General features: G+C 32.6%; 28 protein-coding genes. 17 read left to right on the forward strand and 11 right to left on the reverse strand.

Annotated elements, in window-relative coordinates; all coding sequences use genetic code 11:
* Positions 1-66 precede the first annotated feature (66 nt).
* On the forward strand, positions 67-1,614 hold the full coding sequence (gene porX, locus AA088_RS13550; protein ID WP_046745568.1) for a T9SS response regulator signal transducer PorX: 1,548 nt from the start codon (positions 67-69) through the stop codon (positions 1,612-1,614).
* A 54-nt stretch (positions 1,615-1,668) separates the two neighbouring features.
* On the opposite strand, the gene AA088_RS18395 is transcribed toward porX, so the two are convergent.
* Positions 1,669-1,842, reverse strand: coding sequence for a hypothetical protein (locus AA088_RS18395; protein WP_157547228.1), 174 nt, complete (start codon positions 1,840-1,842; stop codon positions 1,669-1,671).
* A 203-nt stretch (positions 1,843-2,045) separates the two neighbouring features.
* Here AA088_RS18395 and tsaE point away from each other — a divergent pair, with 203 nt between their 5' ends.
* The 9 genes from tsaE to AA088_RS13580 all read left to right on the forward strand — a co-directional run bounded on the left by tsaE (position 2,046) and on the right by AA088_RS13580 (position 6,568).
* Positions 2,046-2,453, forward strand: a complete 408-nt coding sequence (gene tsaE / locus AA088_RS13555; RefSeq protein ID WP_046745569.1) for a tRNA (adenosine(37)-N6)-threonylcarbamoyltransferase complex ATPase subunit type 1 TsaE — start codon at positions 2,046-2,048, stop codon at positions 2,451-2,453.
* Between the two features lie 214 nt (positions 2,454-2,667).
* Positions 2,668-2,823, forward strand: coding sequence for a hypothetical protein (locus AA088_RS18725; protein WP_241483414.1), 156 nt, complete (start codon positions 2,668-2,670; stop codon positions 2,821-2,823).
* 163 nt (positions 2,824-2,986) lie between these two features.
* Positions 2,987-3,337, forward strand: coding sequence for a hypothetical protein (locus tag AA088_RS18730; protein WP_241483415.1), 351 nt, complete (start codon positions 2,987-2,989; stop codon positions 3,335-3,337).
* A gap of 151 nt (positions 3,338-3,488) precedes the next feature.
* Positions 3,489-3,641, forward strand: coding sequence for a hypothetical protein (locus tag AA088_RS18400; protein WP_157547230.1), 153 nt, complete (start codon positions 3,489-3,491; stop codon positions 3,639-3,641).
* Positions 3,634-4,128 carry a hypothetical protein gene (locus AA088_RS13565; RefSeq protein ID WP_241483416.1) on the forward strand — a complete coding sequence of 165 codons (495 nt, stop codon included), beginning with the start codon at positions 3,634-3,636 and terminating at the stop codon, positions 4,126-4,128. The genes AA088_RS18400 and AA088_RS13565 overlap by 8 nt, the downstream gene beginning before the upstream one ends.
* 181 nt (positions 4,129-4,309) lie before the next feature.
* Positions 4,310-4,462: a hypothetical protein gene (locus AA088_RS18550; RefSeq protein ID WP_162199690.1), complete on the forward strand. Its 153-nt coding sequence runs from the start codon at positions 4,310-4,312 to the stop codon at positions 4,460-4,462.
* A gap of 4 nt (positions 4,463-4,466) precedes the next feature.
* Positions 4,467-4,922: a hypothetical protein gene (locus AA088_RS13570; RefSeq protein WP_241483417.1), complete on the forward strand. Its 456-nt coding sequence runs from the start codon at positions 4,467-4,469 to the stop codon at positions 4,920-4,922.
* A 56-nt stretch (positions 4,923-4,978) separates the two neighbouring features.
* Positions 4,979-6,178, forward strand: a complete 1,200-nt coding sequence (locus AA088_RS13575; RefSeq protein ID WP_046745573.1) for an alanine dehydrogenase — start codon at positions 4,979-4,981, stop codon at positions 6,176-6,178.
* Between the two features lie 3 nt (positions 6,179-6,181).
* Positions 6,182-6,568 carry a DUF4258 domain-containing protein gene (locus tag AA088_RS13580; RefSeq protein ID WP_046745574.1) on the forward strand — a complete coding sequence of 129 codons (387 nt, stop codon included), beginning with the start codon at positions 6,182-6,184 and terminating at the stop codon, positions 6,566-6,568.
* 3 nt (positions 6,569-6,571) lie between these two features.
* Here AA088_RS13580 and AA088_RS13585 read toward each other — a convergent pair whose 3' ends face one another.
* Positions 6,572-7,738, reverse strand: coding sequence for a proline dehydrogenase family protein (locus AA088_RS13585; protein WP_046745575.1), 1,167 nt, complete (start codon positions 7,736-7,738; stop codon positions 6,572-6,574).
* 96 nt (positions 7,739-7,834) lie between these two features.
* On the opposite strand from AA088_RS13585, the gene aroB reads away from it, so the two are divergent.
* Complete coding sequence (aroB, locus tag AA088_RS13590; RefSeq protein WP_046745640.1) at positions 7,835-8,902, forward strand: 3-dehydroquinate synthase; 1,068 nt, start codon at positions 7,835-7,837, stop codon at positions 8,900-8,902.
* A 134-nt stretch (positions 8,903-9,036) separates the two neighbouring features.
* Positions 9,037-9,309, forward strand: a complete 273-nt coding sequence (locus tag AA088_RS13595; RefSeq protein WP_046745576.1) for a hypothetical protein — start codon at positions 9,037-9,039, stop codon at positions 9,307-9,309.
* Positions 9,310-9,311: 2 nt separating this feature from the next.
* On the opposite strand, the gene AA088_RS13600 is transcribed toward AA088_RS13595, so the two are convergent.
* Together AA088_RS13600 and AA088_RS13605 are read right to left on the reverse strand one after the other, a co-directional pair.
* Positions 9,312-9,824 carry a DinB family protein gene (locus AA088_RS13600; RefSeq protein ID WP_052752902.1) on the reverse strand — a complete coding sequence of 171 codons (513 nt, stop codon included), beginning with the start codon at positions 9,822-9,824 and terminating at the stop codon, positions 9,312-9,314.
* A 104-nt stretch (positions 9,825-9,928) separates the two neighbouring features.
* Complete coding sequence (locus AA088_RS13605) at positions 9,929-10,282, reverse strand: DUF983 domain-containing protein (protein ID WP_046745578.1); 354 nt, start codon at positions 10,280-10,282, stop codon at positions 9,929-9,931.
* Positions 10,283-10,377: 95 nt separating this feature from the next.
* On the opposite strand from AA088_RS13605, the gene AA088_RS13610 reads away from it, so the two are divergent.
* A complete protein-coding gene (locus tag AA088_RS13610; RefSeq protein WP_046745579.1) occupies positions 10,378-11,247 on the forward strand; it encodes an AraC family transcriptional regulator in 870 nt (289 codons plus the stop codon).
* Between the two features lie 47 nt (positions 11,248-11,294).
* Here AA088_RS13610 and AA088_RS13615 read toward each other — a convergent pair whose 3' ends face one another.
* The 3 genes from AA088_RS13615 to AA088_RS13625 form a co-directional block, all read right to left on the reverse strand.
* Complete coding sequence (locus tag AA088_RS13615) at positions 11,295-13,883, reverse strand: phosphoenolpyruvate carboxylase (protein WP_046745580.1); 2,589 nt, start codon at positions 13,881-13,883, stop codon at positions 11,295-11,297.
* An 86-nt stretch (positions 13,884-13,969) separates the two neighbouring features.
* Positions 13,970-14,449, reverse strand: a complete 480-nt coding sequence (locus AA088_RS13620) for an Lrp/AsnC family transcriptional regulator (protein ID WP_046745581.1) — start codon at positions 14,447-14,449, stop codon at positions 13,970-13,972.
* An 87-nt stretch (positions 14,450-14,536) separates the two neighbouring features.
* Complete coding sequence (locus AA088_RS13625; protein WP_046745582.1) at positions 14,537-15,676, reverse strand: M14 family metallopeptidase; 1,140 nt, start codon at positions 15,674-15,676, stop codon at positions 14,537-14,539.
* Between the two features lie 307 nt (positions 15,677-15,983).
* On the opposite strand from AA088_RS13625, the gene AA088_RS13630 reads away from it, so the two are divergent.
* From AA088_RS13630 to AA088_RS13640, 3 genes are all read left to right on the forward strand, one after another.
* Positions 15,984-16,406, forward strand: a complete 423-nt coding sequence (locus AA088_RS13630; RefSeq protein ID WP_046745583.1) for a helix-turn-helix domain-containing protein — start codon at positions 15,984-15,986, stop codon at positions 16,404-16,406.
* Positions 16,407-16,477: 71 nt separating this feature from the next.
* Positions 16,478-16,855: a hypothetical protein gene (locus tag AA088_RS13635; protein WP_241483418.1), complete on the forward strand. Its 378-nt coding sequence runs from the start codon at positions 16,478-16,480 to the stop codon at positions 16,853-16,855.
* A gap of 2 nt (positions 16,856-16,857) precedes the next feature.
* A complete protein-coding gene (locus AA088_RS13640) occupies positions 16,858-17,646 on the forward strand; it encodes a TerC family protein (protein ID WP_046745585.1) in 789 nt (262 codons plus the stop codon).
* Positions 17,647-17,668: 22 nt separating this feature from the next.
* Here the strand turns inward: AA088_RS13640 and AA088_RS13645 are convergent, their stop codons facing one another.
* Together AA088_RS13645 and AA088_RS13650 are read right to left on the reverse strand one after the other, a co-directional pair.
* Entirely contained in the window at positions 17,669-18,490 is an 822-nt protein-coding gene (locus AA088_RS13645; protein WP_046745586.1) for an alpha/beta hydrolase, read from the reverse strand.
* The gene (locus AA088_RS13650; RefSeq protein ID WP_046745587.1) at positions 18,491-19,351 is read right to left on the reverse strand and encodes an alpha/beta hydrolase; all 861 of its coding nucleotides are present in this window, start codon (positions 19,349-19,351) and stop codon (positions 18,491-18,493) included. It lies immediately after the preceding gene.
* Between the two features lie 250 nt (positions 19,352-19,601).
* On the opposite strand from AA088_RS13650, the gene AA088_RS13655 reads away from it, so the two are divergent.
* Complete coding sequence (locus AA088_RS13655) at positions 19,602-22,517, forward strand: T9SS type B sorting domain-containing protein (protein WP_046745588.1); 2,916 nt, start codon at positions 19,602-19,604, stop codon at positions 22,515-22,517.
* A gap of 5 nt (positions 22,518-22,522) precedes the next feature.
* Here AA088_RS13655 and AA088_RS13660 read toward each other — a convergent pair whose 3' ends face one another.
* Both AA088_RS13660 and AA088_RS13665 read right to left on the reverse strand, forming a co-directional pair.
* Positions 22,523-23,680 carry a flavohemoglobin expression-modulating QEGLA motif protein gene (locus tag AA088_RS13660; protein WP_046745589.1) on the reverse strand — a complete coding sequence of 386 codons (1,158 nt, stop codon included), beginning with the start codon at positions 23,678-23,680 and terminating at the stop codon, positions 22,523-22,525.
* Between the two features lie 15 nt (positions 23,681-23,695).
* Entirely contained in the window at positions 23,696-24,523 is an 828-nt protein-coding gene (locus AA088_RS13665) for an N-formylglutamate amidohydrolase (RefSeq protein WP_046745590.1), read from the reverse strand.
* Positions 24,524-24,550: the final 27 nt, after the last annotated feature.

Below are 24,550 nucleotides of genomic sequence, written 5' to 3' on the forward strand. Positions count from 1 at the left end.
TGACAAAGCACAAATATAAGTTTATAATTACAAGCATTGCTAATAATTTACTAAATAAAGATTTACATGAGCACATTCAAGATTCTTTGGGTTGATGATGAAATTGACCTATTGAAACCACATATTCTTTTTTTACAGAAAAAAAATTACAACGTTACTACATGCACTAGTGGAACTGAAGCTATCGAGTTGATTGACGAAGAAAGTTTTGATATTGTGTTTTTAGACGAAAATATGCCTGGCCTAACAGGTATTGAAACACTTTCAGAGTTGAAAGCAAAGCAAAGTAATCTCCCTATTGTAATGATTACCAAGAGTGAAGAAGAATATATAATGGAGGAAGCGATTGGTTCTAAGATTGCCGATTATTTGATTAAACCTGTAAATCCGAATCAAATTTTACTGAGCTTGAAGAAAAATTTAGACCATTCTCGATTGGTTTCTGAAAAAACGACTTCGAACTATCAGCAAGAGTTTAGAAAAATTGCGATGGATTTGGCTATGGTCAATTCTATTGAAGAATGGATTGAATTGTACCAAAAATTAATTTACTGGGAATTGGAATTAGAAGCCATCGAAGATTCTGGCATGTTTGAAATTTTAGAATCTCAAAAAAATGAAGCCAATGTGCAGTTTGGAAAATTCATTGATAAAAACTATCCTAAATGGTTTGGTAATGAGGAAGCACCAATTATGTCTCATACAATGTTTCGTGAACTCGTTGTTCCCGAAATTAGTAAAGCTCAGCCAACATTATTGGTAATTATTGATAACTTACGATATGATCAATGGAAATCATTTGAATCGACTGTAAATACACATTACAAAAAGGAAAAAGAAATTCCTTTTGTAAGTATACTTCCAACCGCTACACAATATGCACGAAATGCTATATTTTCTGGCTTAATGCCTTCTGACATGGAGAAATTACACCCTGATTTATGGAAAAATGACACAGATGATGGCGGTAAAAATCTTCACGAAGACGATTTTTTAAAAGCACAACTCAAGCGTTTGGGGCTCAACATTAAGCATGAATATCACAAAATCACAAGCCTAAAAGGAGGAAAAAAATTAGCAGAAAATTTCAAATCTCAAAAAGATAATGATTTAACTGTCGTTGTATATAATTTTGTAGATATGTTATCGCACGCCAAAACCGAAATGGAAGTAGTAAAAGAATTGGCGTCTAATGACAAAGCCTATCGTTCTTTAACACAAAGTTGGTTTAAAAATTCTCCTTTACTAGAAATCATTCAACAATCTCAGCAATTAGGTTTTAAATTAATTATTACTACCGATCATGGAACTATTAATGTAAAAAACCCTTCGAAGGTTGTTGGTGACAAAAACACAAGTTTGAATTTACGCTACAAAACGGGAAGAAGTTTGACTTATGAACAAAAAGACGTGCTAGCTGCAAAAGATCCAAGCACTATTCATTTACCTTCAATCAACATGAGTAGTTCCTTTATTTTTGCAAAAACTGATTTATTTTTTGCATATCCAAACAATTACAATCATTATGTAAGTTACTACAGAAATACGTATCAACATGGTGGAGTTTCGCTAGAAGAAATGATTATTCCTTTTGTAGTTTTATCACCTAGATAGTTTTAAGCCTAAAATAACAAAAGCCGTTTCAAAAGAATGAAACGGCTTTATAATTTAAGAAAATCCATTTTCTCTTTTACATGCTTCACAAGCAGCTTTTTGTTCTTCTGACATTGGTTCTGACCCAGGAATTCTAACACAAGCCTTGCAAATTCCCCCTAATAATTTACCTGTTTCTTTTTTGGTTAACCTTCTAACCCCTTCTATTCTTAAAATTTCTTTTAACATAATTCTAAATGATTTTTAAATTCAACTTAAAATAATAAAAATGAGTTGAGTTTATATGGTCATTTATTTCTTTTAGATTAAAAGAACATAATTACGTTCAACTACATATTGAATCTTAAATTTATTGCTCAGCAAGTGATTTAATGCACTATTATAGATTTTTTATTAAATTTGACTAAAAAGCCTTACTTAAAGATATACTTGTGCAAAAAGAATATACGCTTTCACAAATTGATGAAATAGCCGAAGCTATTTTATCGCAAACTAAACATAAAATCATTGTTTTTTACGGAGACATGGGTGTGGGAAAAACCACACTCATTAAAATTCTCGCTAAAAAGTTGGGTGTGAATGAGCTTACTAACAGTCCTACATTTGCTATTGTCAATGAATATCACACTCCTAATGACATTATATACCATTTTGATTGTTACCGAATGGAAGATGAAACCGAAGCATACGATATTGGTATTGAGGACTATTTATACAGTGACGCTTGGTGTTTTATAGAATGGCCAGAACGTATTAAAAACCTTTTGCCTAATACTATTACAGAAATATTTATTGAAAAAAGAGAGGAAGAAAAGCGTTTCATTCATCTAAAAAATTAAACACTTAATCGAAAAAAGTAGAACTATAACCTATATTTAACCGAAAAGACTGACAAATTAGTGACTTTTACAGTATATTGAATGAAAATTCTGATAGACTTTATAAAAGTCAAAAATTGATAAAAATACGCAGAAAATAAAATATGATAATTTCCTGAAAATCATTTGTTTATTAGATAAGTTTGCTCATCGTAAAACTAAAACCTAAAACAAAATGAAATTAAGAAATTATTTATTCGGAGCAGTCGTATTGGCATCAGTAACATTTGTGTCTTGTAACCCAGATAGCATTGCAGACGAAGACAGCCCATACCAAACAGAACAAGGAGTCGAAAAAAGTAAGATTAAAACTCCAAGACAAGTTAACTAGAAAAAGATTAATAAGATCGTCTATAATAGCCGTTTTAATAGCAATTACCCCATATCTATTTCAATTATATGAGAGTGTCCCGATAGACGCCAAATGGGAGACTCCCTTTTTTACTTTTGAAAGTAATTATTATAAAAATGTACAAATAGTTGCATGGGTTTGCATGAATAAATTAATACCTCTGTTACTGCTTATTTTATGGTTCTTAACTTGTAAAAATTGGTGGTATCATATAATATTAATACCAATTGCAATGTTTGCTTTTCAGTTTATTCAGGCTATAAACGATGAATCTAAAAATTTTGATGAATTAGAGATATATTGGGTTATTCCAATAATGATGATAATAGTCCCTATTGTTTACCTAATAAGGATTAAATTATTTGACAAATTAGTATATGGAATTGACTTAAAAAAGATTGAAGCTGAATTAGAGGAATACAAACGTAAAGAACAAGACGAACAAGAGCAACAAAACACAACAGCAGAAACTCAAAAACAAGAAGTTCATTGACATACACTAATATACTATTTTCTATGTAACCTGTTAATTTTAAGTAAAACTAACAAAAATACGTAGAAAATATATTATGCTTATTTTAAAGGGAACGTTTGGTTATTCCATAAGTTTGACACATCGTTAAACTAAATAAACTAAAACAAACATGAAGACTAAATTCTACCTTTACCTGTTAGCAGCCGTATCATCAATTTTATTTGTATCTTGTAATCCAGATAGCATTGCTGATGAAGACAACCCATACCAAACAGAACAAGGAGTCAATAAAAAAGATATCACAAGAGGGAACGTTGGTTAGAAAAAAACTACTAATTGATTCCTTAATAATTTTTTTAATATTTATATCTCCTTTTCTTTACTATTTATATGAATATTCTCCTGATGGAGATGTATGGAAAACCAATTGGTTTACCATAACCAGCAATGGTTATCAAGATTTATATATATCCTTTTGGATGTATTTAAGTAAAATAATTCCTTTGCTATTGCTAATACTTTGGTTTTTAACTTGCAAGCATTGGTGGTATCATATTATATTAGTTCCGATTGCAATGTATGCTTTTCAGCTAGTCAATGCATTATATAAAAATTCTTTAAAGGTTGATGAAATTGAGATATATTGGTTAATACCTATCATGATGGTAGTAGTGCCAATAGTTTATTTAATAAGAATTAAATTATTTGACAAACTAGTTTTGGGTATCGACCTAAAAAAAATAGAAGCAGAACTCGAAGAATATGAACGTAAGGAAAAAGAAGTATCTGAGAGTGATAAATTAAAATAATTCGTATATTAGCGAAATTACTTACGATAACATTATAATAAATTGTATTTTCTACGTACTCAATTAAAATTAGTTTTAACTAACAAAAGTACGTAGAAAATATATATTGCTATTTTTCTGATAATTAGTTGGTTATTTAATAAGTTTGACTCATCGTTAAACTAAATAACCTAATTATCATATGAAAACTAAGATCTACTTTTTATTACTAGCTGCTTTTTCAACAATATTATTTGTATCTTGTAACCCAGACAGTATTGCTGATGAAGACAATCCATACGAAACACAAGAAACAATCGACCCGCAAAAAGTCAAAATCCCTCGTCACGGGTAGTATATTGGCTATAATTATAGGTATTTCACCATATATATTTTATTTATACGAAAGTCTTCCAGACACTAAGGTTTGGGAGACTTCTTATTTTTCTTTTGAAAGTAATTACCAAGAAAATGTTCGCTTGGTCGGCTGGTTATTCATGCAAAAAGCAATTCCTTTATTGTTTTTAATTCTTTGGTTTTTCACAAGTCGTGATTGGTGGTATCATATAATACTGATACCAATCGCAATGTACACTTTTCAAATCGTAAGCGTAATTAAGCAAGAAAATAATTTAGATGAAACAGAAATTTATTACGTTATTCCTGTTATGATGATTATTATTCCTACAGTATATTTTATCAGAATAAAACTATTTGATAAATATGTGTATAATATTGATCTTAAAAAAATAGATGCCGAACTGGCTGAATATGAACGAAAAGAAAAAGAACAACAAAAAGAAGAGAATAAATAGCGTTTATTACTTCTTTTTTATTTGTAACTTCATGTTTTAATCAATCGGAATGCTTCATGGCAGAATCTTTATCACCTTTTACCAAACAACAATTGCTTCCACAAGAAGAAACTCTTGAAATTTTAAAACATAAACAAGAATTATTTATAGGGATTCCTAAAGAAACTTCCTATCAAGAAAAACGTGTTTGTTTAACTCCAGATGCGGTTGCAGCTATTGTAGCGCACGGACATCGGGTGTTAATTGAAAGCTGCGCGGGAAAAGAAGCTAATTTTTCTGATAAAGAATATACAGAAGCTGGAGCAGAAATCACTAATGACACGCAAAAAGTATTCTCCTGCCCTATTATTTTAAAAGTTGAACCACCTACTTTAGATGAGTTAAAACTATTGAATCCGCAAACGATTCTTATTTCAGCTTTACAAATTAAAACACGATCAAAAAAATATTTTGAAGTTTTAGCTAGTAAACGTGTCACAGCACTAGCTTTCGAATATATTCGTGATGAAGACGGAACATATCCAGCAGTTCGTTCTTTAAGTGAAATAGCAGGAACTTCTTCCGTTTTGATTGCCTCTGAGTTAATGGCAAATGTAAATGATGGCAACGGATTAATGCTAGGTAACATAAGTGGAGTTCCTCCTGTAGAAGTAGTTATTATTGGAGCAGGAACTGTTGGTGAGTTTGCAGCTCGTTCTGCTTTAGGGCTTGGAGCCAATGTAAAAGTCTTTGATAATTCCATTACAAAACTGCGATGCATACAAACCAATTTAGGCAGACCTATTTACACATCAACAGTACAACCAAAAAATTTACTTAAAGCCTTAAAACGCTGCGATGTATTGATTGGCGCTGTACGTGGGAAAAACAGATCTCCTATCCTTGTTACCGAAACAATGGTAGAACATATGAAAAAAGATGCTGTCATTATCGATGTAAGTATTGATATGGGCGGCTGTATAGAAACAAGTGAAATTACCTCTCATGATAAACCTACATTTAAGAAACATGGAGTAATACATTACTGTGTTCCTAATATTCCTGCGCGATACTCCAGAACTGCCTCTGTTTCAATTAGTAATATTTTTACCCCATATTTATTAAAGATAGCTGAAGATGGCGGATTAGAAAATTCACTACGTTTTGACAAAGGTTTAAAAAATGGGTTGTATTTTTACCACGGAGTGTTGACCAACAAATCGGTAGCGGATTGGTTTGATCTTCCTTACAGAGATATCAATTTATTAATGTTTTAAGATATGAATAGTAGTCTATTAAGGCGTTTAGGGTTTTATTTTGGTGGTGTTGCGATTGGATTAGTAATTTTCGCTTTTTTAGTTCGTGGTCGTGGAGTAAAATGTGAATTTGATTATTTACCTAATGCACGAACACTCAAAAATATTCGTGCCAAAAACCGTATGTTTTCTCCGCAAATTCGTCAATTAATTGATAACAACGAAATTGACACTACTGAAATATCGAATATTTTACGAGATGGCGACGTTGATTTTTCAAGAAGTAAAAACAAGGTTGATTCTTGCAAATTATACATCATTGAAGGTATGCTTCGCAATAAGGAAATCGAATTAACAGTTTATAATTGTGACAGCACGGCCATTATCCAAAAAATACAAATGGTAAATTAAGTTTTATAACTTTCTCCTCTTCTTTTCTTGCTTTAATAAGCTCAACTCTCTAGAGGTTTGCCCTGCTACAGATGTGTTTTCTTCTGCTCTTCGTATTAAATAAGGCATCACGTCACGTACAGGTCCAAAAGGTAAATACTTTGCAACATTATATCCTTCATTAGCCAAGTTGAAGCTAATATGATCACTCATGCCGTATAATTGACCAAACCACACACGTTTGTCATCATTTGCAACTCCTTTTTCCTTCATAATTTCAGCAAGCTTGTATGAGCTTTCTTCATTGTGTGTGCCTGCAAAAACCGCCATACAATCTAAATTATCAAGCATATATTCTACAGCTGTATCAAAGTTTTCATCAGTAGCCTTTTTGGAAACACAAATAGGAGAAGTATACCCTTTTTCCTTAGCTCTATTGTTTTCTTTTTCCATGTATGCGCCACGTACTAGCTTCATTCCAATATGAAATCCTTGAGCTTTTGCATCAATATGTAATTGCTTCAAATATTCCATTCGATCCCATCGATACATTTGTAAAGTATTGTATACAATTGCCTTTTCTTTATTATATGTACGCATCATATCGGCCACAATTGCATCTGCAGCATCTTGCATCCAACTTTCTTCTGCATCAATAAGCAATGCGACATCCATTTCATGAGCACGCTTACAAATTGTGTCAAACCTATTGATTACTCGTTCCCATTCGGCTTTTTCTTCATTTGTTAATGGTGTATTATTCCCCACTTTTTCATAGAGACTAATTCTACCAAATCCTGTAGGTTTAAATACTGCAAATGGAATAGCTTCTTTTTCTTTTACAAACTGCAAGATTTTATTAATCTTTTGCAATGTTGCATCAAATTGCGCTTCTTCTTCTTTCCCTTCAACAGAATAATCCAATACGCTACACACCCCTTTTTCAAACATGTTGTCTACAACTGGCAAACATTCTTCTTCAGTCGTTCCTCCACAAAAATGGTCAAAAACAGTTGCTCTTATCAGGTTTTCGACAGGTAAATGTGCTTTAATTGCAAAATTAGTTACTGCCGTTCCGATACGAACTAAAGGTTGGTTTGAGATTAATTTGAATAAAAAATAAGCTCTTTCAAGTTGAGAATCTGTTTTTAACGCAAATGCGTTCTCAGTGTTATTGAAAATTGGTTCCATTCACAAATAATTACAAGCACAAATATAGTTATAGAATTATTATTTTTTTGTGTAAAAAAGGCTTTATTTTGCTTCTCATAATTGTTTTTTTTAATGATGAATTCTATCCAAGCCGCAAACTATTTCGTTCATTTTAACACAAATTGTTACACCGCTCTTGCCGAACATTTGGCAACTAGCAATTATTCAAAAGTTTTTATTTTAGTTGATGAACACACACATGTAGATTGTCTTCCGCACTTTATGGCACATCTAGAAAGTGAAGTCTCTATGGAAATTATAGAAATTCCTGCTGGAGAAATTCATAAAAATATAGAAACAACGGTTGGTGTTTGGAATGCACTGTCTGAACTTGATGCCGACCGAAAAAGTTTATTAATTAATGTTGGCGGCGGAATGACTACAGATCTTGGTGGATTTGTAGCTTCTACATTTAAACGCGGTATTGCCTATATCAATGTACCTACTTCCCTACTTTCAATGGTTGATGCTTCCGTTGGAGGAAAAACAGGTATCGATTTAGGCACGTTAAAAAACCAAATTGGCGTTATCAATTCTCCTGAAATGGTGTTAATTGATACTGCTTTTCTAGAAACGTTACCTGCAAATCAAATGCGTAGTGGATTGGCAGAAATGCTAAAACACGGACTTATTTATGATGAAACCTACTGGCAACAATTAATTGATCTTTCTAATTTTACTCTCGAAGACCTTGACAGATTAATTTATGACTCTGTAAAAATCAAAAATGAAGTAGTAACAAAAGATCCTAAAGAAAACGGACTACGAAAAATATTGAATTTCGGACACACCTTAGGACACGCTATTGAATCCTACTTTTTAACACACGAAACGAGAGAAGCCTTATTACACGGAGAAGCCATTGCCATTGGAATGGTTTTAGCTTGTTATATTTCTACCGTACAAGAACACTTTCCAAAAGAGAAATTAGCTAAAGTCAAAGATGCAATTATAGATATGTACGGAAAAATTGAATTTGATTCTTCTGATTATGAATCGATTATTGAGTTAATGAAATACGACAAAAAGAATTCGCATGGAAACATCAATTTTGTATTATTAACAGACATTGGTTCACCTGTATTGGATAAAATTGTTTCCAATGCTACTATTCTTGACGCATTTGCGTATTATAATTCTTAACAGTAAAAACACACGAAGCTGACACTATTTTTTTCTTTTACAAAAAAATAGTTGTATTTTTAGAATACTCTTATTGGCAGGAGATTCCCTTTATGTACCTATAACCGTAGTATTAATTTTTAATAATTATTTCTATGAGAAAAGCAATTATAGATTATAAAAAATTGACGCCAGAGATTCTTCAATTGTTACAAGATCGCTATCCTGGCGGTTATTCTGATCGTGATATTATTAAGTTTGACGATCATCACAACAACACTATTGAAGCTGTAGAAGTACGAACAGAAGACACAATTTACCTAGTCAAAGTTAGTAGCAAGCTACACTATACAATGACCAATATTGAAGCAGATGAGTTTGAAGATCTTGCTCCTGAAGAGATTATTAATGATTTTTCTGAAGAATAAAATTATAAGTAACGCTCTTTAATGACGTTTAAGTGATGTTTTTCGTGTCCAGCTATAATATAAGCCAAGGCGCGAACAGAAACTGTATTATTACTTGCAGTTCCAGTTCTTGTGGTCATTTTTTCCGTGAAACTCTTAAACAAAGTAATGGTCGCTTGTCGAATTGAATTGTATTCTTGCAGCAATTCCATACTATTTCGCTCAGTTGCTTCCGAAAAAGGAACATACGCATCTTGATCAAATCCTGGTAGCTCTGTTTTATCATTTCGCGCTATACGTAATGCTCTATTGCAAAAAATACGTTCTGTATCCATCAAATGCTGTAACACTTCTTTTATGGTCCATTTTCCTTCCGCATAAGCACTTCTTAACTGATCTTCTGTTAATGAAGCCATTAATTCATTTACATCTTCTAAACCTTCTATAAAAGCAGTCATTACATCTTCTTCTTTTAGATGCTGAATATATTGTTCATAATACGAATTATACTCGGTAACTTCTGGAAATGACATCATAATATTTACGTTTTCTATTGAGACTGGTCGCAATTTTTGTGTGTTGAATATACTATTTATTTTATCATCTTAAAAGATTCAATACAGCCTTAGTCGAAACAAATTCAATTTTTAAACAAATGAATCCAAATTATTCTAGAAATACGCATGTTAAAAAAAGACAATCCAATCATTGAAATCGCAATCATTATGAATATCTTAAAATTATCTTCAAATTGAAAAATGTATGACAACATGAAATAAAACACAATTGCTTCACCAACAGTCAACATATAACTCACGTACATAGCACCATAAAAATATCCCGGTTCTTTTTCAAATTTATATTCACAAATTGAACAATATTCGTTCATTTTTGGCATTTTAAACTTATACAAAACTCCTTTTTGTTTAAAAATTTCTCCTTTATTACAGTTAGGACAAGTTCCTTTATACATATGTTGTAGCGTTCTCCACATCACTATAAAATTTTGAGCAAAGTTAGTATTCAACCATATTGAATAAAGTTTGTATTTTCGCTTTTAATAGCACAAAAAGGACATTTTTTATAAAAATGAAGTTGTTACCTGTTTACAATATTTCACAATTTAAAGAGCAAGAAAGTAGCAATCACTTGTATTGTAACAATTTTAGCGAGCATTTGCGTACGCATCCTTTTATTGAAAAACCTCATAGACATGATTTTCATCTATTGGTACTTTTTACCAAAGGGACAGGCTCTCATGTTGTTGATTTTCATAAGTTTAATATTATTCCCGGCAGTGTGTTTGCTTTACAACCTGGTCAAATGCATCATTGGAACTTGTCAAAAGATATTGATGGATATATTGTATTTCATTCTAAAGAATTTTATAATGTGCATTTTAAGCACAAACAGATCAATGATTACCCTTTTTACTTTTCTACCTACAATACGCCAGAATTAATTTTGGATGAAAAACAAACAAAAAACATCTCCTACTATTTTGAAAAAGCTTTAATCGAATATTCATCAACGAATTTATATAAAGAGCATGCTGTTTTAAATATGTTAGACTTGATTTATATTGAACTATCGCGTCACTACATCTACTCCAACCCTTTACAAACCAATAAATACCACACCATTTTGCAAAATTTTGAAGCTTTACTTGAGCACTATTATATGTTTGAAAAAAAGCCTTCATTTTATGCTTCTAAATTGCATATTACTTTAAAACATTTGAATCGGGTTTGCAAAGAAACTTTGCAAAAAACAGCAACAGTAGTCATTACAGATAGGATTATTTTGGAAGCAAAACGATTGCTTCTTACTCCTGAACTAACTATTAATGAAATCGCAAATCGTTTAGGGTTTGAAGATTACTCCTATTTTTCTAGATTATTTAAGCATAAAACGCAACAAACTCCTTCAAGTTTTAGAAATGCGATACACAAGCACTAAAACTAACAGGAGTTTGCAATGAAATATATGAATATTGGTTACTTTCCTTAAGCTGAATTACGACTTGCGTTAATATTACCAAATAGTGAGCGTGTTACCATTTTTTCGTAAACCGCTAATTCTTTTTCGTTAATGGTTGGTTCTTTTTGCAATTCTTGAATTTTTCGCAATGCATATTGTTGAATTGTTAATAAAGGCAATACAATCTTTTCTCGTGCATGAATTGAAGCTTTTCCCGCTGGTTGATTCTGCATTAATTCGTTATATCCTGTAACTTTTAACAACATGCGCTTGCTTCTTTCAAATTCTTCAAAAATAATCGTCCAAAATTCTCCAAACTCTTTATTTTGTTGCATATAGGAGGTTAACTTAAAGAAAGACTTCGTAAGACTCATCATACTGTTTTCAAGTAACGTTCTAAAAAAGGATGAGTTTCTATATAAATTTTCTACCGCTTCAAACTTTCCATTTTTTTCCATATGTTCCAATGCAGTTCCAACGCCATAAAAACCAGGTACATTTTGTTTTAGCTGACTCCAGCTCCCTACAAAGGGAATTGCTCGTAAATCTGAAAACTTAAATTCTTTAGATTGTGAACGTTTGGAAGGACGACTTCCAATGTTGGTTTTAGCATAATATTTTAATGTACTCATTCGCTCTAAATACGGCAAAAACATAGGATGCTGTTTAAAAGCTACATATGTATCATAACTTACAGAAGCTAGTGTTTCCATAGTTTCTTTATCTTTCGATGAAAACTCTGCCTTTGTACTTGAAAATATTTCATTTGAGATTCCAGAGCTCAACAATTGCTCTAAGTTGTACTGACATGATTCCAATGTACCAAAATTAGAACTAATAGTTTGCCCTTGTACCGTCAATTGAATTTCTTCATCTTCTACAGTGCTTCCTAACGAGGCATAAAATTGATGTGTTTTTCCTCCTCCACGAGCTGGCGGCCCGCCACGACCATCAAAAAAGATAACTTTGATGCCATACTCTCGTGATACAGCAGTTAACTCTTCTTTGGCCTTAAATATACTCCAGTTTGCCATCAAATATCCTCCGTCTTTTGTTCCATCAGAGAAACCTAACATGATATATTGCCTGTTCCCTCTGCGTTTTAAATGAGCTGCATACACTGTGTTTTCATATAGCGTTCGCATTACATCTTTCGCTGCTTGTAAATCAGGAACTGTTTCAAATAGAGGTGACACGTCTACATTTGGCTCTTTCCAATCACATAAACGCAACATGGTAAATGCTTCCATAACGTGTAGTGCCGACTGATTGTTGCTAATAATATATCGATTTGCTCCACGTTCTCCATTACGTTTTTGAATTGTTTTCATTGCATAAATGGACGAAATTGTAGCATGGGTAATTTCATCAGTAAAATAATCGGCTTGTATCTTTTCAGAAACAGTCGTTAAAGCCTTAATTTTTGCTTCTTCAGTTGCGTTTGAGTAATCTAATGTGAATAGCTCATCTCCTCTATTTTTCATCGTTTCCACAATCGTTTCAAATACTCCTTCATGCACACGAGAATCTTGACGAATGTCTAACATAGCAAAATGATACCCAAATAATTTCACTTTGTTAATAAGGTCGTCTATTTCTGCACAAAATAAAGATTGATGTTCAGAGATAACTACTTGTCTAATAGATTTTAATTCAGTCTCAAACTCCTGAAGCGACAACATTCCTTCTTCTTTTCTTAAATACACATTGTTATAAAGCATTCGTTCTAAACGCGCCAAACGCTTTTCAACACCTTCAAATGTTAGTCTGCGCTTCAATGCTCTGATGTCACGATAGTAATTTAGCAGAATCGTATTTCGCAAACGATCTGCAACTTTCAATGTAATTTCAGTAGTTACAAATGGGTTTCCATCACGATCGCCACCAGGCCAAAAGCCTAAATCAATAATTTGGTTGTCTAATTCCTCATCTTCAAAGATGTTTTGCTGAATATAGTTGTAAATTTTGCTCGCAGCATGATAAAATACATTTTCCAAGTACCAAATCAAGCTTACCGCTTCATCATACGGCGTCGGTTTTTCTTTTTTGAAAAAAGGAGTCTTCCCTAACTGAGCCAACAATTTCTTGATGGTCAATAAATCATCTTTTTCTATTGCTTCCGCTAAATCTGTAATGATTCCAAGCACTTGTCCTGGATAAAATTGTGTAGGATGCGCCGTAAGCACGGGACGAATTTTAAAACGTTTCAAATACGTTTTTAATGCATCCATTTTTTGCTTTTCTTCCGCTTCTTCTTTTATATTCCTTAGTGTTCCTCGGCCATCCATATTGTTTACAATTGGGAAAGCTGCATCTTCTACCGCATCAAATAGAACCACTTGACGTTCAATGTATTGTATGAATCGAAAAAGAAGGTTTATTTTTTCATTTTCAGACTTATTACTTTCCACATATCGCTCAAAAAATTTATGAACAATCTCCGTTGGATTTTTGTCTTTAGCGTATTCTTGTTCACAAATTTCACTAAATAAAGGCAGTAAAACCCCTGTATTTGAAATCTTGTCAAACGGAAGCGTCATAAAAATACTGTTATAGATTTGGTATTTTGATGATACATTTTCTTGAAAACGTTCTAGTTTTGGTTTGCGAGACATGAGTTGTGATATTAAAAAGGATGGATTTGGTATAAAAAAACCCTCACACGAAAAGTGCAAGGGCTGCATGTTATCTTTTCGTTTTTTTAAAGATCGTTAAAAATAGAGTGCATTAAACGGTTTTTATCATTAATACTTTCTTCTAAAGAGATCATTGTTTCAGTGCGTGAAACACCATCTATATCATCAATCATAAAAATGATATCTTTTGCATGCTTGGTGTTTTTTGCACGTACTTTACAGAAAATATTAAACTTTCCAGTCGTGATATGCGCTACCGTAATATATGGTATTTCTTGTATTCTATTTAACACAAACTTTGTTTGCGAGGTTTTTTCTAAAAAAATACCTACATACGCAATAAACGAATACCCTAATTTTTGGTAATCTAATGTTAAAGAAGAACCTTTGATGATACCTGCTTCTTCTAATTTTTTTACACGAACATGTACAGTTCCTGCAGAGATTAATAATTTTTTTGCGATGTCTGTAAATGGAATTCTTGTATTCTCAATCAGCATGTCCAATATCTGATGATCCACTTCATCTAACCTAAATTTTGCCATGATTATCTTATATTATTTTTTAAAGATAATGCAAAAAAACCAAAAAAAATCGAATAATAATGCATAAAACACTATAAGATATGTTAACTAATTGTCAATTTTATTGAATTTTCTTAAAAATTCCTCCACACTTTTTTGCAGCGAAAACGATTGAAATATATACTTCTCAGCGATTGACTCCTGAAAATCAATGATTTTGTGTCCGAAGGATTTTTTTAACATTTTTTTATCCTCAATTTCTGGTTGAAAGTGAATTTTTTCATTTATGAGTACTTCTTTGTACATAATTCCCAAATCAAAAGTCTCTCCCATATCTGTCGACACGTTTTTCAATATAACATCATAAAACTCTTTTCCATTTTCAGGAATTTGGAAATAATCATCCGTAAATTTCCCTGTAATCTCATTGGTTGATATGTATTGAATTGCCTCTAACATTGCATAAAAGAGCAATTCTCTTGTTTTTTCACGTGGATAATCTTCTGGGTAATGTCCAGCTTCAAAAAGTATTGTAGGTGTTCCTAGTGATTGAAATGTATCTCCTACACAGTTTAAATTGAATCCATCATCATAACGACCTACGTGTCCGGGAATGATTTTTTGAAGCATTTCATTCATTTTAACGATGATTTCCATACTTCTGGTACGTTGAGCTGTAACCGTGCGTTTTTCGTCTTCAGAGGGCGTTAAAAATGATATAATAGCCGATTTATGATGATTCCCAATACTATAAATAGTGCGTTGCCCATGAAGATTAAAGCAAAAGTCAGGTTGAAAGTTATCATATACAGCTCTCAACACTTTACTTTCTGGTTGCGATTGTAGTTGCGCATCACGATTCAAATCTATTTCATTAGCATTTAAACGCGTATATGCATATGAACCATCAGGATTTAACATCGGAATGATACATAAGGTACAATTACTTAAAATTGAATGAGCAATTGCATCGTCACTAGCCAAGAATTGCAATACATCAAACACCGCTTTGGTAGTAGTCGATTCGTTTCCGTGCATTTGCGACCATACTAAAATCTTTTTAGAGCCATTTCCAATAGTCAAAGAATGTATTGGGCGGTTTAAGACAGAGTTTCCAATATTGTTTAGTTGAGAATAAGACGCTGCTTTTTTAATTAAAGGAGTAATGTGCTGTAATGTAATATATCGACCTGTAATGTGCTGTTCAAAATTTGCTTGATACCAAGCAGCGAGTGAATGTGTAAACATGTTAAAAAATAATTTGCGTTACAAATGTAAACAATGTATATTTTACAATTGTAAACAATAAGAATTGTTCTTATTGTTTACAATTATAAACACTTTGTGATTGAATACTTCTCTAAATAGTATGTTATGCAAGTAGAATATCGCTCAACTACTTTTAAATGCATTATACCACTATTAATCAATTAGTTAAATTGTTTTATTTAAACTGTTAGTTTTACTTAAAATATTCAATTTTACACTTTTTTTGTAGATTCAAAAGATTCTATTTACTTTTGTAAACATCTCATTATCCTATTTACCGTTTACAATGATAAACATAGAAGATTTTACCAAACGACTTAAAAAAGTAATTGAATATTACGATTTATCAGCTTCTGCTTTTGCAGATAAACTAGGTGTTCAGCGTTCGAGTATTTCACATATTTTATCTGGTAGAAATAAACCTAGTTTGGAATTTGTAATGAAAATTTTGCAAAATTTTCCCGAAGTAGAATTGTATTGGTTATTGAATGGTAAAGGTAATTTTCCGAGAACAGTTACTTCTAGAGAATCAATAACTCCTCCACCAATGGTTTCCATGCTACCAAAAGAAGATACGCGACAACACACACTAGCGTTGGATGATCCTATTTCTGCCGAAAGGCAACCACAAAATGTGACCACAGGAAAAACAATTGAAAGAATTGTAATTTTTTACACCGATGGAACTTTTGAAGATTACCAAAAATAATGAGAACCTTTTTTCCTTCCACTTTTATTTTTTAGTTACTTTGTAGAGCATTCACGAAAAAAAGCATTCTTGTGAAAAAAATCATTTTATGTAGTTTCATCTCTGTATTGATGATGTCTTGTTACCAAACAGAACGCAATTGCAAAGATTTTCATAAAGGTACATTTGAATTTACTTATGAAATTAATGGCGAAACAAAAACTGGAAAATCTGTTCGGACTGATACTTTGAGTATTGATTATTATGAGAATCGAATTGATACATTTACAATTCGATGGGTAACTGAATGTGAATTTATTGGTCAAAAGTTACATCCTAAAGATTATGCAGATAGTAAGGCCATTCAAATGAAAATTATTTCTACTACAGAAGATTCTTATTTGCTAGAATATTCTCTTTTAGAAGATCCAACTACAAAAAAACGAGGCACCGTAAAAAAGCTACAATAATTATGTTCGAAATTTTTTCAAATCCAGACGTTTGGGCAGCAATCATTACTCTTACCTTATTAGAAATCGTATTAGGAATTGATAATATTATCTTTATATCTATAGCGGCAGGAAAGTTACCTGATCACTTACGAAAACGAGCTACCAATATTGGACTCATTTTGGCTATGGTAATGCGGATAGTACTTCTTTTTGGGATTTCACTTTTGGTTGCCATGAAAGCGCCTTTTTGGTATATTAATAAAAGTTGGATATCAGGAGGCATTAGTTGGCAAGCGGTAATTTTATTTTTGGGCGGAATTTTTCTCCTGTATAAAAGCACCAAAGAGATTCATGAAAAAGTAGTAGATCGTGAGCATGACGAACGAGAAGTAAAAAAACAACGCGCTACAACGCTAACCAAAGCTATTGTTCAGATTACAATGATTAACATTGTGTTTTCCTTTGATTCAATTTTAACGGCTATCGGGATGACAAACGGAATTTCAAATAATCCAAACGATGCCTTGTTGGTCATGATTATTGCTGTAGTGGCTTCTGTGGTAATTATGATGTTATTTGCAAACCCTGTGGGGAACTTTGTCAATAAAAATCCTTCCATTCAAATTTTAGGATTGTCTTTCTTAATTCTTATTGGATTTATGCTAATTGCAGAATCGGCACATATTTCACATTTAAAGGTATTTGGTCAAACTGTTGGAGCAATTCCAAAAGGCTATTTATATTTTGCTATTGCTTTTTCGTTAATGGTGGAGTTTCTAAACTTGCGCGTTGGCAGAAAAGAAGCTTAAACTAAAAATATAATTAGTCTTGTTAATTTGAGTATCTAGCAGCATCATGCAAAATTTCGTTTAACGCATTAAAATATGCAGGATAACTAATCAAGTCATTATGCAACCCTTCGTTGATGGTGTAAAGTTTTTTTGTGGAAGCCCTAGCCTTTTCTAGTAATTGCTGACTGTGTTCATACGGAACAACACCATCTTCAGTACCATGAATGATATATGTTGGCAATGCAATGTTTTGAATATTTTGATCATTTTGAAAAGGATACTTCAGTAACCATTTTAATGGTAAAAACCAAAATCTCGTTTTCCCAACATCGTAAACACTTGTAAACGTTGATTCTAACAATAACAATCGAGCTTCTTTTTGTTGCGCCACATGAGTCGCAAATGCTCCGCCAAGTGAACGCCCAAAGATTACAATTTCTTCAGTAGAAAATTTTGCTTGACAGTAATTATAAAATAAAAAAGCATCATTCAACATGGCGCGATAGCTACGTTTTCCAATACTTTTTCCATAACCACGATAGTCCATAATAACGACATCATAGTTGTACTGTTCCGAAAGTTGTTCTGCCCATTTTCCCCAATATTCTAACGTGCGAGCATTGCCATGAAAATATAAAATTACGCCTTTCGGCATGGCTTGTTTATAATGCAATCCATGAATTATGGCATCATCTTCAGCTTTTAAATATAATTCTTCAAAAGCAACCGACGATGTAAACACATGATCTTGAGAAAGTGTTTCACTTTGAAATAGGATTTTTTCTTGAAAATTCAGTAGCATACCAATACTCAGCAAATATATTGCAATGATAGCAATACCAATACGTTTTACTTGTCTCATTTAGATTTTTTTTCTTCTAAAATTCAAACTTGAATTTTTAGGGTCAATTTCTTTGGGTAATTCCGAGTGTAAAATCTCTTCAAGAAACCGATGGTATTGTGGAAATGTGTGCAAATTATTATGTCCACCATCAATTACTGGGTAAAGTCTTGCCCATTTTGGATTGATTTTAGACAGCTTTACACTTGTTTTAAAAGGAATTAATTTATCATTTGTTCCATGAATAATTTTGATAGGACATTTTACGTATTGTATCCACCGATACGTCTTTATCGGAAATCTCAAAAGTAATGACATAGGCATGATAGGTAAAAACCGTTTGGTAATATGTTTTACACTATAATAAGGCGCATCTAGTATGAGAAGCCTAGGATTATTATTAGAAGCCAATTTAGTAGCAAAACCTGAACCTAAAGAGCGTCCATATAATGTAATATATTGTTCATCTACTTGTTCTTTTAATCGATCATATACATACTGAAGATCTCTTTTAATACCAGCTTCTGTGCGTTTCCCTGTGCTTTTTCCATATCCGCGATAATCTACCATTAATACATCAAAACCATGACGAGTAAAATCGATTGCGAACTTTCCCCAACCTTTTATACTTCGTGAATTCCCTTTGAGATACAAAACAACACCTTTAGGTTTACGAACTTTAAAGTGAATTCCATTAATATTTACACCTGGGTCTACTTCAATATTATATTCATCAAATAATTGATTTTCATACGCAAACTCAAAATCGCTTGGTAATTTTTCTGCTTTAAAAATAAAACGCTCTTGCAAAAAATAGAGCACGACATTGGCCATGATATAAAGAAAAATAAAAACAATACCTCCTATAATCCAGTATGACATGATGTGTTTTCTAGTTTTTAAAACTTAAGATAAGAAAAGTTTGGCAAACCAATTCGGAAGAATGTTTTTATTCGGGCAAATGTGATAATTATAGTTATTTTACAAAAAATAGACATTATTTTAACTCAATTATGTACGATAGAATCTAACATTTCAACGAATAAATACAACTTCTGTTAAATATTTATGCTAGATTTACGTATTCCCCGCTAAACTCGAATACTAATTTTTAAGTTGTTTTACTACCAGCATGAAGAAAAAACTACTATTCTTAACTCTTGTACTAACAAATGTTTTTCTAGTTTTCTCGCAAGGAGAAGCTAATATTTGGTATTTTGGGCAGAATGCTGGATTAGATTTTAATTCAGGAAGCCCTGTGGCTATTACAGATGGACAACTTAATACATTAGAAGGTTGCGCTACAATTTCTAACAGTGCTGGTCAATTATTGTTTTATACAGACGGAATAACCGTTTGGGATAAAAACCATACTATCATGCCTAACGGAACTGGTTTACAAGGAGATCCATCAAGCTCTCAATCTGGTATCATTGTTCCATATCCTAATCAACCAAATCTATATTATGTTTTTTGTGTACGTGCCACTTCTGCTGATGGAGGATTATTTTATAGTGTCGTAGATCTTTCTCTTAATGGAGGAAATGGCGATATTGTTCCTGGACAAAAAAACATATTATTACTGCAAAGAAGTGCCGAAAAAATTGCTGCAATTAATGACGATGGGAATGGGTTTTGGGTAATTTCATATGCAGGACCTAATGGAACTGAATTCAATTATAATACTTACCACGCATACCGTATTACTGACACAGGAATTGATGTAAACTCAATTCGGTCTACCTACAACGATTGTAGTTCCAGCGATGGAAGAGGCTATTTGAAAATTTCTCCCGATTCTCAAAAAATCATTAATTGTAATCAAGATTTCAATCATGTTTGTTATCATAGGTTTGATAATGTTACAGGTGCTGTAAGTAGTGAGGTAGCGCAATTAGGAATATTGGGCGATGGATATTGTGCTGAATTTTCGTTGAATTCGACAAAAGTATATGTCTCGTCTGGAAATATATCAGCAAGTAGCTCTTATTTGTTTCAGTTTGATTTAAATGCTACTAATATTCAAGCTTCCAGAGTACAAATTCATACAGAAGTTCAAGAACGTGGCGCATTACAACTTGGAGTTGATGGAAAAATATATTACGCAAGGCCCGATCGTCCCTATGTAGGCGTTATAAATAACCCTGAGGCAGATGGAGCTGCATGCAATTATGTAAATCAAGGCGTTGATTTGGCAGGCAGACAGTGTAAACAAGGACTACCACCTTTTATACAGTCATTTTTTAATGTAGGAATTGAGGTTTCTGAAAACTGTTTGGGAGATCCAACCATCTTTTCTGTAAATTCTAACGAAGCAATTGTATCAATTATGTGGAATTTTGGAGATGGCAACACTTCGACTGTTGAAAATCCTTCTCATACATATGCGACTCCCGGAAACTACACCGTTTCTGTAACTGCAACGTCTTCCAATCAATCTATATCACTTTCACGAGATATTACAGTATATGAAAACCCTACACAGCCAACTATTAGTGATTATATAGTGTGTGATGACATGTCTAACGATAATATAGAAATGTTTGATCTCAGTACCAAAGATGCTGAAGCACTTACGGGACAACCTTCTGGAAGCACATTTGCTGTTAGTTATTATGAAACGATGGATGATGCCGTTAATGATGTAAATCCATTATCTACCAATTATAATAGTACAAATGACAACCAATCAATATATGCACGAGTATACAATGTTAACAACCCTGATTGTTATGAAATAGCAAACTTTCAGTTACTCATCTCAGAAGCCGCAACACAAAGTGCGACCATCAACTTTTCAATTTGTGATAGCTTCAATGATGGCCAAGAAACAATTAGCTTAACACAGTTTAACTCTCAAATACTTGATACACAAAGTAGTAGTCTTTTTGATATTTATTATTATGAAACGGCTATGGATGCTACTGATGACATGAATAGAATTTCAACAAACCATATATTGCAAAGTGATTTTCAAACTTTATATGCTCGAAAAGAAAATGACACAAATACGCTATGCTTTACCGTTAGCGAAATAGTATTGGCATTGCGAACTTCTTATACTGCGAATCCTGTTGAAGACATGATTATTTGTGATGATGTAAGTAATGATGGAATAGAATTATTTAACTTATCATTACAAAATGATGGAATTGCTGATGGGCAACTTGCAGGTTACTCTATTACATATCATATATCTCAAGCAGACGCTGATTCAGACAGTAATGCATTGTCAACCAATTTCATGAACGATTTTAATCCTCAAGAAATCTTTGTTCGTATCGAAAATAATGATGAGCCCAATTGCTATGACACTACTTCATTCTTTATTGAAGTAAAGCCTGTTCCAAATGTAAATACTGAAGAAATTATTACTTATGTCTGCACAAACGAGACTGTAATGCTTATTGCAGATAGCGGTTATGACGAGTATTTATGGAGCTCTGGAGAAATGACACAAGCAATTACTGTTAGTGAAGCAGGAATTTACACTGTTTCAGTAACCACAAATTATAATTCATCACCTGAAGTAAGTTGTAGCAATACACAAACGTTTCGCGTAATTGAATCTGATGAAGCTGTCATTACAGACATTAGCATACAAGATTGGACACTGTACGAAAATCAATTTGAAGTTTTTGTAGAAGGAATTGGTGATTATGAGTATTCTATCAATGGATTTGATTATCAAGATAGTCCTGTATTTACCAATTTATCTCCTGGAAATGTAACCGTTTTTGTAAGAGATAAAAATGGCTGTGGCGTGGTTTCCCAATTGGTAAATCTACTTTTTTATCCTGGTTTCTTCACGCCTAACAATGATGGATACAATGATTTTTGGCAAATTATTTCTTCAGAATACGAACCAGACTTACGAATCCATATTTTTAATCGTTACGGAAAACTTTTAACAATTATTGATCCAGAATCACAAGGTTGGGACGGAAACTATCGTGGTCGACAATTACCTTCTGACGATTATTGGTTTATGGTAGAAAGACCTAGCAATGGAGAAACGTACACAGGACATTTTACGCTGAAGCGATAAATTTTCTATTTGAGATTTTCTAGGATAAAATCTACAGTTGTATTGGTGTTTTTATTCTGTTTATACGAGTCTGTAAGATGCTTGGATGGCACAGCATAGCCATTTTTTGCCAACGATTCTATATTTTCCAAATAATCTAACGTAATTTTTCCACGTAATAATTTATGCATGTCTTTCCCAGACTTGTAATAATCATAGATTTTTTTAAGACCCGTTAAGTACAAATAATCTTTTGTAAATCCTCCACCTCTATGTGCTCGAGTTGATATCGTAAAAGCGGTTTCACGATCTAAATCATAATCGTTAATAAACATTCGAAACGTTTGCGAAAAAGAATACCCTTTTTCCAAGCTATCAACAGCAATGACACGATAAGCCAACTCTTTTAAACGCTTTACTGTTAAATTGTTGCTCATGTATTCAGCAAAAACAGCTAGTCCTTCTTGTGTTTCCTCATAATTTGGGAATCCATTCGAAAATATTTTTAATGGATGCAACAATCCATTCATGGTAGTTACCATGTGTACACCAATTTCATGGTTGGTTAATACAGAAATTTCGTTCTCTGAAAATGTGTGCTTTTTATTAATTACTAACGTTTTGATATTATTCAATACCATAGCAATCGCACTCATATCTGCCGAAAATTTTATCTGATAGGTAAAATCGTATTGCTTTGAATAATTTCTAAATAGTTGTTCTGTTTCTTCTGGTGAATATTTAGGTTGAAATTGTGCTTCACTTTCGTTTTCTTCTTCAAAATGCAGGATAAACTTAGCATTTTCAACATCTTGTTCTGTTGGCGTTCCAAAAGAACGCAAACTATTATAGTAAAACTTATCTTTTGTACCTATCGTTTCAATACACTGTATCAATCCGGAGTACGCATAAATAATATCTTCATACAATTCTCTAGTATGTGTATCTTCTATAAGCTCAATAGGTTGAGCAAATAATTCTCGATGCAATCGGAAACGATCAAAATTGATTGGAGGATATTTGAATTCAGGATCTTTTAAATATTTGGATTTGAAGAATTTTGCCTTCGCTTCTTCAATATTAATTGGATTTACATAACTCAACAATTCAACTTGCTTAACTAAGTTGTCAATATTTTGATCTATATCAAAAAGTATTTTATCGACTACATGTATATCGTTCATTCGTTTCGCTCTTTACTACCCGTGTTTTTGTAAAAACTGTGCTACATGCGTTGGAATTAGTTTTTTTAGTGCTTCTTCAATTGTTGCAACTACTTCAGGAAACATAATTTGTTCAATTTCATCACAATATATTTTTTTCACTTCTGTAGCCAATACCAAAGTATTCGAAAAGTGTTGTGTAATATATTTTAAGAAATAACCATTTCCTTGAAAAGTATCATTAATTTTAGAAGTAGAAACGATTCCGTGTGGTAGCTTAATCTCCGATAATAGTTGTTGCCACAGAGCTATTTCATTACCAAAACGTTCGTTATCTACATTTCCTGTTCCTAAGTTGAATGTTGGCACTTCTCTATCCCAACGTCTCCAATTATAAGAATGCATGTCATACACAATGCAAATATCAAACTTTTCCTCAAGTTTTTCAATTAAAGCATGTACGACTTTATAAAAATTCGCGTGCTTATCCAAGCTTTTCTGCTTCATTTGCACTGGAAGCGGATTACGCCAAAGCTGTTTTCCCCATGCATCTTCATAAATAGCACTTTCTGGAGCTCTATTTAGATCGTATTCAAAGCGAGAATCCATTCCTGCAATTACAATAGGATGAGTTTGCACCATTTGTTTTGTAGCTGGATCTTCTTCAAACCAACGCTCATATTCAGTATGCAAACAATTGTCCCATAACTCACGTCTAAATTGATGTCCATCGTGTACTGCTCCGCACACATATGGCACATATTTATCAATTTTTATGGTAAAAGAATATTCCTCTGAAACTGCTTCAAAGCATTGTTCTCGTTGAATATTAGATATTATTTGATCAATCGTTAATTTTTTCATAGTTTCAATACTGTTTAAATGTCAAAT

The sequence above is a fragment of the Kordia zhangzhouensis genome, assembly GCF_001005305.1.
Lineage (GTDB): Bacteria > Bacteroidota > Bacteroidia > Flavobacteriales > Flavobacteriaceae > Kordia > Kordia zhangzhouensis.

What these genes read in the sequence shown, in the direction of transcription:
- porX (WP_046745568.1), top strand. Translation starts at nt 67, where the DNA reads ATGAGCACATTCAAGATTCTTTGGGTTGATGATGAAATTGACCTATTG.
- AA088_RS18395 (WP_157547228.1), bottom strand. Translation starts at nt 1,842, where the DNA reads ATGTTAAAAGAAATTTTAAGAATAGAAGGGGTTAGAAGGTTAACCAAA.
- AA088_RS18725 (WP_241483414.1), top strand. Translation starts at nt 2,668, where the DNA reads ATGAAATTAAGAAATTATTTATTCGGAGCAGTCGTATTGGCATCAGTA.
- AA088_RS18730 (WP_241483415.1), top strand. Translation starts at nt 2,987, where the DNA reads ATGAATAAATTAATACCTCTGTTACTGCTTATTTTATGGTTCTTAACT.
- AA088_RS18400 (WP_157547230.1), top strand. Translation starts at nt 3,489, where the DNA reads ATGAAGACTAAATTCTACCTTTACCTGTTAGCAGCCGTATCATCAATT.
- AA088_RS18550 (WP_162199690.1), top strand. Translation starts at nt 4,310, where the DNA reads ATGAAAACTAAGATCTACTTTTTATTACTAGCTGCTTTTTCAACAATA.
- AA088_RS13575 (WP_046745573.1), top strand. Translation starts at nt 4,979, where the DNA reads ATGGCAGAATCTTTATCACCTTTTACCAAACAACAATTGCTTCCACAA.
- AA088_RS13580 (WP_046745574.1), top strand. Translation starts at nt 6,182, where the DNA reads ATGAATAGTAGTCTATTAAGGCGTTTAGGGTTTTATTTTGGTGGTGTT.
- AA088_RS13585 (WP_046745575.1), bottom strand. Translation starts at nt 7,738, where the DNA reads ATGGAACCAATTTTCAATAACACTGAGAACGCATTTGCGTTAAAAACA.
- aroB (WP_046745640.1), top strand. Translation starts at nt 7,835, where the DNA reads ATGAATTCTATCCAAGCCGCAAACTATTTCGTTCATTTTAACACAAAT.
- AA088_RS13595 (WP_046745576.1), top strand. Translation starts at nt 9,037, where the DNA reads ATGAGAAAAGCAATTATAGATTATAAAAAATTGACGCCAGAGATTCTT.
- AA088_RS13600 (WP_052752902.1), bottom strand. Translation starts at nt 9,824, where the DNA reads ATGATGTCATTTCCAGAAGTTACCGAGTATAATTCGTATTATGAACAA.
- AA088_RS13605 (WP_046745578.1), bottom strand. Translation starts at nt 10,282, where the DNA reads ATGTGGAGAACGCTACAACATATGTATAAAGGAACTTGTCCTAACTGT.
- AA088_RS13610 (WP_046745579.1), top strand. Translation starts at nt 10,378, where the DNA reads ATGAAGTTGTTACCTGTTTACAATATTTCACAATTTAAAGAGCAAGAA.
- AA088_RS13615 (WP_046745580.1), bottom strand. Translation starts at nt 13,883, where the DNA reads ATGTCTCGCAAACCAAAACTAGAACGTTTTCAAGAAAATGTATCATCA.
- AA088_RS13620 (WP_046745581.1), bottom strand. Translation starts at nt 14,449, where the DNA reads ATGGCAAAATTTAGGTTAGATGAAGTGGATCATCAGATATTGGACATG.
- AA088_RS13625 (WP_046745582.1), bottom strand. Translation starts at nt 15,676, where the DNA reads ATGTTTACACATTCACTCGCTGCTTGGTATCAAGCAAATTTTGAACAG.
- AA088_RS13630 (WP_046745583.1), top strand. Translation starts at nt 15,984, where the DNA reads ATGATAAACATAGAAGATTTTACCAAACGACTTAAAAAAGTAATTGAA.
- AA088_RS13640 (WP_046745585.1), top strand. Translation starts at nt 16,858, where the DNA reads ATGTTCGAAATTTTTTCAAATCCAGACGTTTGGGCAGCAATCATTACT.
- AA088_RS13645 (WP_046745586.1), bottom strand. Translation starts at nt 18,490, where the DNA reads ATGAGACAAGTAAAACGTATTGGTATTGCTATCATTGCAATATATTTG.
- AA088_RS13650 (WP_046745587.1), bottom strand. Translation starts at nt 19,351, where the DNA reads ATGTCATACTGGATTATAGGAGGTATTGTTTTTATTTTTCTTTATATC.
- AA088_RS13655 (WP_046745588.1), top strand. Translation starts at nt 19,602, where the DNA reads ATGAAGAAAAAACTACTATTCTTAACTCTTGTACTAACAAATGTTTTT.
- AA088_RS13660 (WP_046745589.1), bottom strand. Translation starts at nt 23,680, where the DNA reads ATGAACGATATACATGTAGTCGATAAAATACTTTTTGATATAGATCAA.
- AA088_RS13665 (WP_046745590.1), bottom strand. Translation starts at nt 24,523, where the DNA reads ATGAAAAAATTAACGATTGATCAAATAATATCTAATATTCAACGAGAA.